This is a genomic window from uncultured Rhodospira sp., from assembly GCF_937138205.1.
Lineage (GTDB): Bacteria > Pseudomonadota > Alphaproteobacteria > Rhodospirillales > Rhodospirillaceae > Rhodospira.
The window spans coordinates 22,064-29,075 of the sequence record NZ_CAKZOT010000100.1; the positions used below are offsets into that span (position 1 = coordinate 22,064).

A 7,012-nucleotide genomic window follows, 5' to 3' on the forward strand; every position below is an offset into this window, starting at 1 on the left:
GGGTATGGTCCCTTCCCAAAATCAGGCATCGGCGGGCTGTGCCCGAACGGTGCACGGGACACGGGGAGGACAGACATGCAGCGCATCGGGCGACGCGATTTTCTGAAGGGCGGAACCCTGGTTGGGGCCGGAGTCCTGGCGGGCAACCAGGCCTGGGCCCTGAACCGACTGGAGCCGATCGACGACACCCTCAACGACGAGTATCCCTATCGCGGCTGGGAAGACCTGTACCGGCGCGAGTTCACCTGGGACATGATCGGCAAGGCGGCCCACTGCATCAACTGCGTGGGCAACTGCGCCTTCAACGTCTACGTCAAGGACGGCATCGTGCTGCGCGAGGAGCAGCTCGGCCAGTATCCTCTGATCAACCCCAACGTGCCGGACGCCAATCCGCGCGGCTGTCAGAAGGGGGCGATTCACTCGTCCGCGATGTACGAGGGCGACCGCCTGCGCTATCCGCTCAAGCGCGTCGGCGCGCGCGGCGCGGGCAAGTGGCAGCGTTTGTCCTGGGATGAGATCACCGAGGAGATCGCCGACAAGGTCATCGACATTTTCGTCGAGCACGGCCCCGGCAAGCTGATGACCCACACCGGGTCGGGCAACCTGTCCATGGTGCGCTTCGCGGCACCGTACCGGTTTTCGTCGCTGGTGGGGGGCGTGCAGCTCGACATCTTCACCGATGTCGGCGACCTGAACACCGGCGCCCATCTCGCCTATGGCAATCCGCTGGAAAGCTTCACGTCGGATGCGTGGTTCGACGCCGACTACATCATGATGTCGCTGTTCAACCCGAACGCCACCCGCATCCCCGACGCCCATTTCATCTGGGAGGCCAAGTACAACGGCGCCCACGTGGTCTCGGTGGCGCCGGACTACAACCCGTCGTCCATCCACGCCGACGTGTGGCTGCCCATCCGCCAGGGCAGCGACCCGTTCCTGGCCATGTCCTTCGTCAATGTCATCGTCGAGGAAGGCCTGACCCAGCCCACCTTCATGAAGGAGCAGACCGATCTGCCGGCGCTGGTGCGCGCGGACACCGGCAAGCTGCTGCGCGAGGCGGACCTGAAGGACGGTGGTTCCGATCAGGTCTTCTATCACTGGGACCTGAACAGCAACGCCGCCGTGCCCATGCGCGGCTCCATGGGGTCGGAGGACAAGACCCTGGCGCTCGACGGCGTGGACCCGGCGCTTGAGGGCACGTTCGAGGTCGAGGGGATCCCCGTCACCACGGTGTTCGAGAAGGTCCGCGCCGAGGCCGCCCGCTTCGCGCCCGATGACACCGAGGCCGAAACCGGCATCAGCGCCGCCCTGGTGCGCGAGGAGGCACGCCGCCTCGCCAAGGCGCGCAAGGTCGTGCTGATGCACGGCTTCAACATCGGCCGCTATTCCAACGGCATCTACACGGCGTGGGCGCAGTCGCTGATGTTGGCGCTGACCGGCCACGGCGGCCGCACCGGCGGCATTGATACGTCGTGGATCGACTGGAACCAGCCCAAGTGGCTGGAACTGGCGCTGTTCGGCTTCAAGAAGTTCCCGCGCCTCGAGCCGGGCGGGCTGGGCGAGTTCCAGCGCGGCCACATGATGGAACACGCGCGCAAGTACTTCGACAACGACAAGCTCAAGGCACGGGTGGGCTTCGATCTCGACGACCTGCAGGAGATGATCGACGAGAGCATCGGCCAGGGCTGGATGCCGTACCACGGCGACATGAAGGGCCTGATCTCCATCGCCGACAACAAGTTCCGCCGCAACAAGTTCGCTGACAAGTACCGCGAGCGCATCCTCAAGGAGGTCGAGGCGCTGTTCGTGGACATCAACGTGCGCATGGACTCTACCGCGCAGTGGGCGGACTACCTGCTCCCGGCGGCCAGCCACTACGAGGCCTGGGACCTGCGCACCGTGGGCTTCCACCGCTTCATGAATGTCTTCTCGCGGCCGGTCGAGCCCATCGGCGAGGCCCTGCCGGACTGGGACATCATGGCCCTGCTGACCCGCAAGATCCAGGAACGGGCCATTGAGCGGGGCGTGACCGGCTTCCAGGATGGGGACGTGTCCCGCGACCTGCACACCATCCACGACGACTTCACCCTGGGCGGTCAACTGATGACCGACCACGACGCCACCAAGTGGCTGGTGGAGAACAGCCCCGAACTCGGCGGCGCCACCCTGGACGAGGGCGTGGAGCGCGGCTTCTTCGTGCTGACGGCCGAGGGCGGGAAGAACCAGCCGATTCCCGAAACCGAGCCCTACAACCCGTTCGTCGCCCAGACCGAGGACAAGAAGCCCTACGAGACCCTGACCGGGCGCATGACCTTCTTCTGCGACCACCCCACCTTCGTTCGCCTGGGCGCCACCGTGCCGACGGCGCGCCATCATGCCGGCCGCGACGCCACCGGCTATCCACTGTCGTTCTATTCGCCGCATACCCGTTGGGGCATCCACTCCAACTGGCGGTCGAACAAGTGGATGATGCGCCTGCAGCGGGGCGAGCCAAACATCTACATCAATCCGGCCCTGGCCGCCGCCCGGGGCATCGCCGACGGCGCCAAGGTGCGGGTGTTCAACAGCGCCGGCGAGTTCTTCGCCCAGGCCAAGTTCTATCCCAGCCTGCCGGAGACCTCGCTGATGATGGAACACGGCTGGGAGCCGCACCAGTACGACCACGTCAAGCCCATGAACAACGCCATGGCCAGCCTGCTGCAACCGCTGGAGCTGGCCGGCGGCTGGGGTCACCTGGGCTTCAAGCTGTTCAAATGGAACGCGAACCAGCTCGCGCACGAAAGCGGCGTCGATGTCGAGCCGGTGGCATAGCCGCCCGGCGCGATCCGACATCCCCGATAACGCAGACGCCCAGGGCATCCAGGGAGGACCCAACACATGGCCGTGAAACGCCAGATCAGCATGGTGCTGGACCTGAACAAGTGCATCGGCTGCCATACCTGCTCGTCCGGTTGCAAGCTGCAGTGGACCAACCGGAACGGCCGGGAGTACATGTACTGGAACAATGTCGAGACCAAGCCCGGCACCGGCTATCCGAGGAACTTCGCCGACATGGGCGGCGGGTTCGACGCGGACGGGAAGCTGAAGATCGGCAAGGAGCCCGGCGCCGAGGACTACGGCATCCCATGGGACTACAACTACGAGGAAGCGCTGATGGCCGGCGCGGACCCGTGGCTGCGTCCCCACGTCAAACCCACCTGGGGGGCGAACTGGGACGAGGACCAGGGCGAGGGCGAATACCCGAACACGTACTATTTCTACTTGCCGCGCTTGTGTAATCACTGCGAGAACCCCGCCTGTCTCGCGGCCTGTTCGCGCAATGCCATCTACAAGCGGCAGGAAGACGGCATCGTCCTGGTGGACCAGAAGCGGTGCCGCGGCTATCGCTACTGCGTCAGCGCCTGCCCCTACAAAAAGGTGTACTTCAACGAGCAGACGAACACGGCCGAAAAGTGCATCTTCTGCTATCCGCGCGTTGAGAAGGGCCTGCCCACGGTCTGCGCCAGCCAGTGTTCCGGCCGCATCCGCTTCATCGGCTATCGAGACGACGAGGCCGGCCCCGTTCACACCCTCGTCGACAAGTACAAGGTGGCGCTGCCGCTGTATCCCGACCGGGGCACCAAGCCCAACGTGTTTTACGTGCCGCCGCTGTCGCCGCCCAAGATCGGTGCCGACGGCAAGCCCACGGGCGAGGACCGGATTCCGCTCGCCTACCTGGAAAAGCTGTTCGGCCCGGGTGTCTCGGAGGCGTTGGGCACGCTGGTGGCCGAGCGCCGCAAGAAGGCCGAGGGCGGCGCCAGCGAGCTGATGGATACCCTGATCGGGTATCGCCGCGACGACATGTTCAAGGTGGGGTGAGCCATGCCGATCCTGACAACCGAACCGCCCGCCGTCGCGGACAGCCCGTCGCGGGCGCGGGCGTGGGAAACGCTGTGGCGCCTGTCGGCGCTGGCGCTGGGCTATCCGGTGCCGGAATTCCATGCCGCGCTGGTCTCCGGCGCGTACCGGGAGGCGCTGGACGACGCCTGGATGCGCGCCACCGGCGACGAGGCCCCGACGGCCGCCGGCGAGACGGGCGACTTCACCGCGTTCGAGGCCGGCTACATCAGCGCCTTCCTGCACGGCCGCAACGGGCGCCCCGTGGCCTCGCTGATGGCGGGCGAGCATCAGGCCGTGCTGGACGGGCTGTCCCGGCCGGTCTTCATGCTGAACCTGAGCGCGTTCTACCGGCATTTCGGGCTGCGGGCCGCGACCGGGGATGAGGGACGGCGCGATGAACCGGACCACGCGGCCAGCCTGATGGAGTTCATGGCCGTGCTCTGCCACCTGGAGGCCGGTGCCCTGGAGCACAACCGCGACGCGGCCCCCGCTCGGCGTGCGCAGCGTGATGTGCTGTGCCGGTTCCTGGGGCCCACGCTGGCGACGGTCGCCGTCCAGTTGCGCGAGCGCTCCGACCACGACCTCGACCCGACGCTGGCGGCTCTGATTCCGGCGCTGGCGTCCCAGGCCCGCCGCCGCGTCACCGACCTGGAACGCGCCGTCGGCCCGTTCCGCGACCCGGAGAGCGAAACCGCCCCCGACTCCCGCGAACAAGACCCCCGCGAACAAGACTCCCGCGAGACAGGAGAGGCCCCATGACTCACGCCGCCACCATGCTGGGCGTCCTGACCCTGCTGTCCGCCGGGCCGGCGCTGATCCCGGCCTCGGCCATGGCCGCCGCCGATGACGACGTCATCATCGCCGAGCCCAATGTCATTCGGGTGCTGCCCTACGAGACGATTCCCGTGGGGCGCATCCCCGACGACGTGTATCTGCGTTCGACCAACGACCCGGACGATGTCATCTGGGAGCGCCTGCCCGAGTACCGGGTCCATGTCGCGCCCGCGCCGGTGGTCCATGAATCCGTCGGCCTGCGGATCAACTACGCGGACGAGGGCCAGGCCCTGTACTTCACCCCGGCCCGCACCTCCGACCGCTTCTACGTCCGCCTGCGCTGGCGTGATGACACACACGACACCGTCACCCTGCGGGATCGCTTCCGGGATGGCGTCGCGGTCCAGTTCTCGCTGGGCGATGACACGACATCGTACATCATGGGCAGCGGCCCGGATGAGCCGGTGAACATCTGGTACTGGCGCGCCGATACCGACGCCTTCGAGAACCTGGCCGCCGGCGGCGCGCGCAGCCTGACCATGCTGGACGAACAGCCGGTCACCGGTCAGTCGATGTATGTCGAGCACACCGACGATCCCAACGAATGGACCGTCGTCATGTCGCGACCGCTGGAGCCGAACGGCCCCCATCAGGTGACGTTCGACCGGGACGGGCCGGTGCCCGTGGCCTTCGCCGTGTGGCAGGGCAGTGCCGCCGAGCGCGACGGCCTGAAGGATACCTCGACCGGCTGGATCCGGCTCGACCTGGGCGCGGACTGAGGCCATGGCGCGGACACAGGACACCCCCATGATGTCGGTGTGCGGGCGCGATCACGCCTGTTCGTTCTGTCCCATCCAGCAGTCCTGCCCCCTGGACAAAGCGGGCCACGACCGCGCGCTGGTGCGGGCGCGGCTGTCCCGGGTGGGACAGGTCGTGGTCGTGCTGTCTAACAAGGGCGGCGTGGGCAAGAGCACCGTCTCCGCCAACCTCGCCGCCGGGCTGGCGGCACGCGGCCTGCGCGTCGGCGTGGCCGACGCCGACATCCACGGCCCCAACCAGAGCCGTTTTTTCGGCTTGGTCGGGGCGCGGGTTCGGCTGTCCGCCGCCGGGCTGCAGACACGGGCCTTTCAGGCGGACGGCATCCCCCATCCGGTGCGCGTCGGGTCGCTGGCCTTCCTGACGGAGGACGATGCCGCGCCCATCGTCTGGCGTGACTCGTACAAGCACGACTTCATCCACCACCTTCTGGGCAGCTTCGACTGGGGGGACCTGGATGCGCTGGTGGTGGACATGCCGCCGGGCACCGGCAACGAGATGATCACCCTGTGCGATGTGCTGGACGATGGTGGCCCGCCCGCCGCCGCCGTGCTGGTGACCACGCCCCAGGCCGTGGCGCAGATGGACAGCCTGAAAGCCGCGCGCGTCTGCGCCGAGCGTGACCTGCCCGTCATCGGCGCTGTGGAGAACATGGCCGGCGTGGTCTGTCCGCACTGTTCCGGATCGTTCCATGTCTTTCCCGACGCTGGCCTGGACGCCGCTCTGGCAGCCGAGGGCATCGGCAAGATCGCCGCCATTCCCCTCGCGCCGGACCTGGCGGTCGGGTCCGACAGCGGCCGGCCGGCGGTGCTGGACCAACCCGACTGCGCCGTGGCCCGGGCCTTCGCACCGCTGATCGAGACCGTGGCCGGATGGGCGACGGACGATCCGGCGGCCGTCGCCGGTGGTGCCCGATGAGCGCCCCGACCCTCGGATATGTGCTGAACGAGACCCGGGGCGCGGCCGACCGCCTGCTCGCCGCCGTCGCCGTCGATCTCCAGCGGGACGGGGCGCGTGTCGCCGGCGTGGTCCAGCACAACACCGAACGAACGGACAGCACGGTGTGCGACATGGACGTCCGCGTGCTGCCCGACGGCCCGGTGGTCCGCATCTCGCAATGGCGCGGCGCCCATGCCCGGGGCTGTCGCCTCGACGCCGACGCGCTGGAGGCGGCCGTGGTCGCGGTGGCCGGGCGCTTGGTCCGGCGGCCGGACATCCTGATCCTCAACAAGTTCGGCAAGCACGAGGCCGAGGGCCATGGATTCCGCCATCTGATCGGCGAGGCGCTGTGCCTGGGGATCCCGGTGCTGCTGGGGGTCAACGGCCTGAACCTGGACGCGTTCCTGTCGTTCGCCGGCGGCATCGAGACCCGCCTGCCCGCCGATCGCCACGCCCTGCGGACCTGGGCGGTGGCGGCGACGCGCGGACAGCCCGTTCCCGCCCCGGCCTGACGGTCCCGGAGGCGGAGGCGGTCCCGCGCAACGCGGGTTGATGCTCTGAGAGATCATGAACAACGCCGCGAGAGTAGGTCCGGAAATCGCCT

6 protein-coding genes are annotated in these 7,012 nt (G+C 68.0%); all 6 read left to right on the forward strand.

The window, feature by feature from the left end; genetic code table 11:
• The first annotated feature begins 75 nt into the window (after positions 1 to 75).
• The 6 genes from Q0309_RS14355 (at position 76) to Q0309_RS14380 (ending at position 6,920) form a co-directional block, all read left to right on the forward strand.
• A complete protein-coding gene (locus Q0309_RS14355) occupies positions 76 to 2,811 on the forward strand; it encodes a molybdopterin-dependent oxidoreductase (protein WP_299442507.1) in 2,736 nt (911 codons plus the stop codon).
• 66 nt (positions 2,812 to 2,877) lie between these two features.
• Positions 2,878 to 3,858, forward strand: coding sequence for a 4Fe-4S dicluster domain-containing protein (locus Q0309_RS14360; protein ID WP_299442510.1), 981 nt, complete (start codon positions 2,878 to 2,880; stop codon positions 3,856 to 3,858).
• Between the two features lie 3 nt (positions 3,859 to 3,861).
• The gene (locus tag Q0309_RS14365) at positions 3,862 to 4,638 is read left to right on the forward strand and encodes a molecular chaperone TorD family protein (protein ID WP_299442513.1); all 777 of its coding nucleotides are present in this window, start codon (positions 3,862 to 3,864) and stop codon (positions 4,636 to 4,638) included.
• Complete coding sequence (locus tag Q0309_RS14370) at positions 4,635 to 5,432, forward strand: ethylbenzene dehydrogenase-related protein (protein WP_299442516.1); 798 nt, start codon at positions 4,635 to 4,637, stop codon at positions 5,430 to 5,432. The genes Q0309_RS14365 and Q0309_RS14370 overlap by 4 nt, the downstream gene beginning before the upstream one ends.
• Positions 5,433 to 5,436: 4 nt before the next feature.
• A complete protein-coding gene (locus Q0309_RS14375) occupies positions 5,437 to 6,387 on the forward strand; it encodes a P-loop NTPase (RefSeq protein ID WP_299442519.1) in 951 nt (316 codons plus the stop codon).
• Positions 6,384 to 6,920 carry a DUF2478 domain-containing protein gene (locus Q0309_RS14380; RefSeq protein ID WP_299442522.1) on the forward strand — a complete coding sequence of 179 codons (537 nt, stop codon included), beginning with the start codon at positions 6,384 to 6,386 and terminating at the stop codon, positions 6,918 to 6,920. Before Q0309_RS14375 ends, Q0309_RS14380 begins: the two co-directional genes overlap by 4 nt.
• Positions 6,921 to 7,012: the final 92 nt, after the last annotated feature.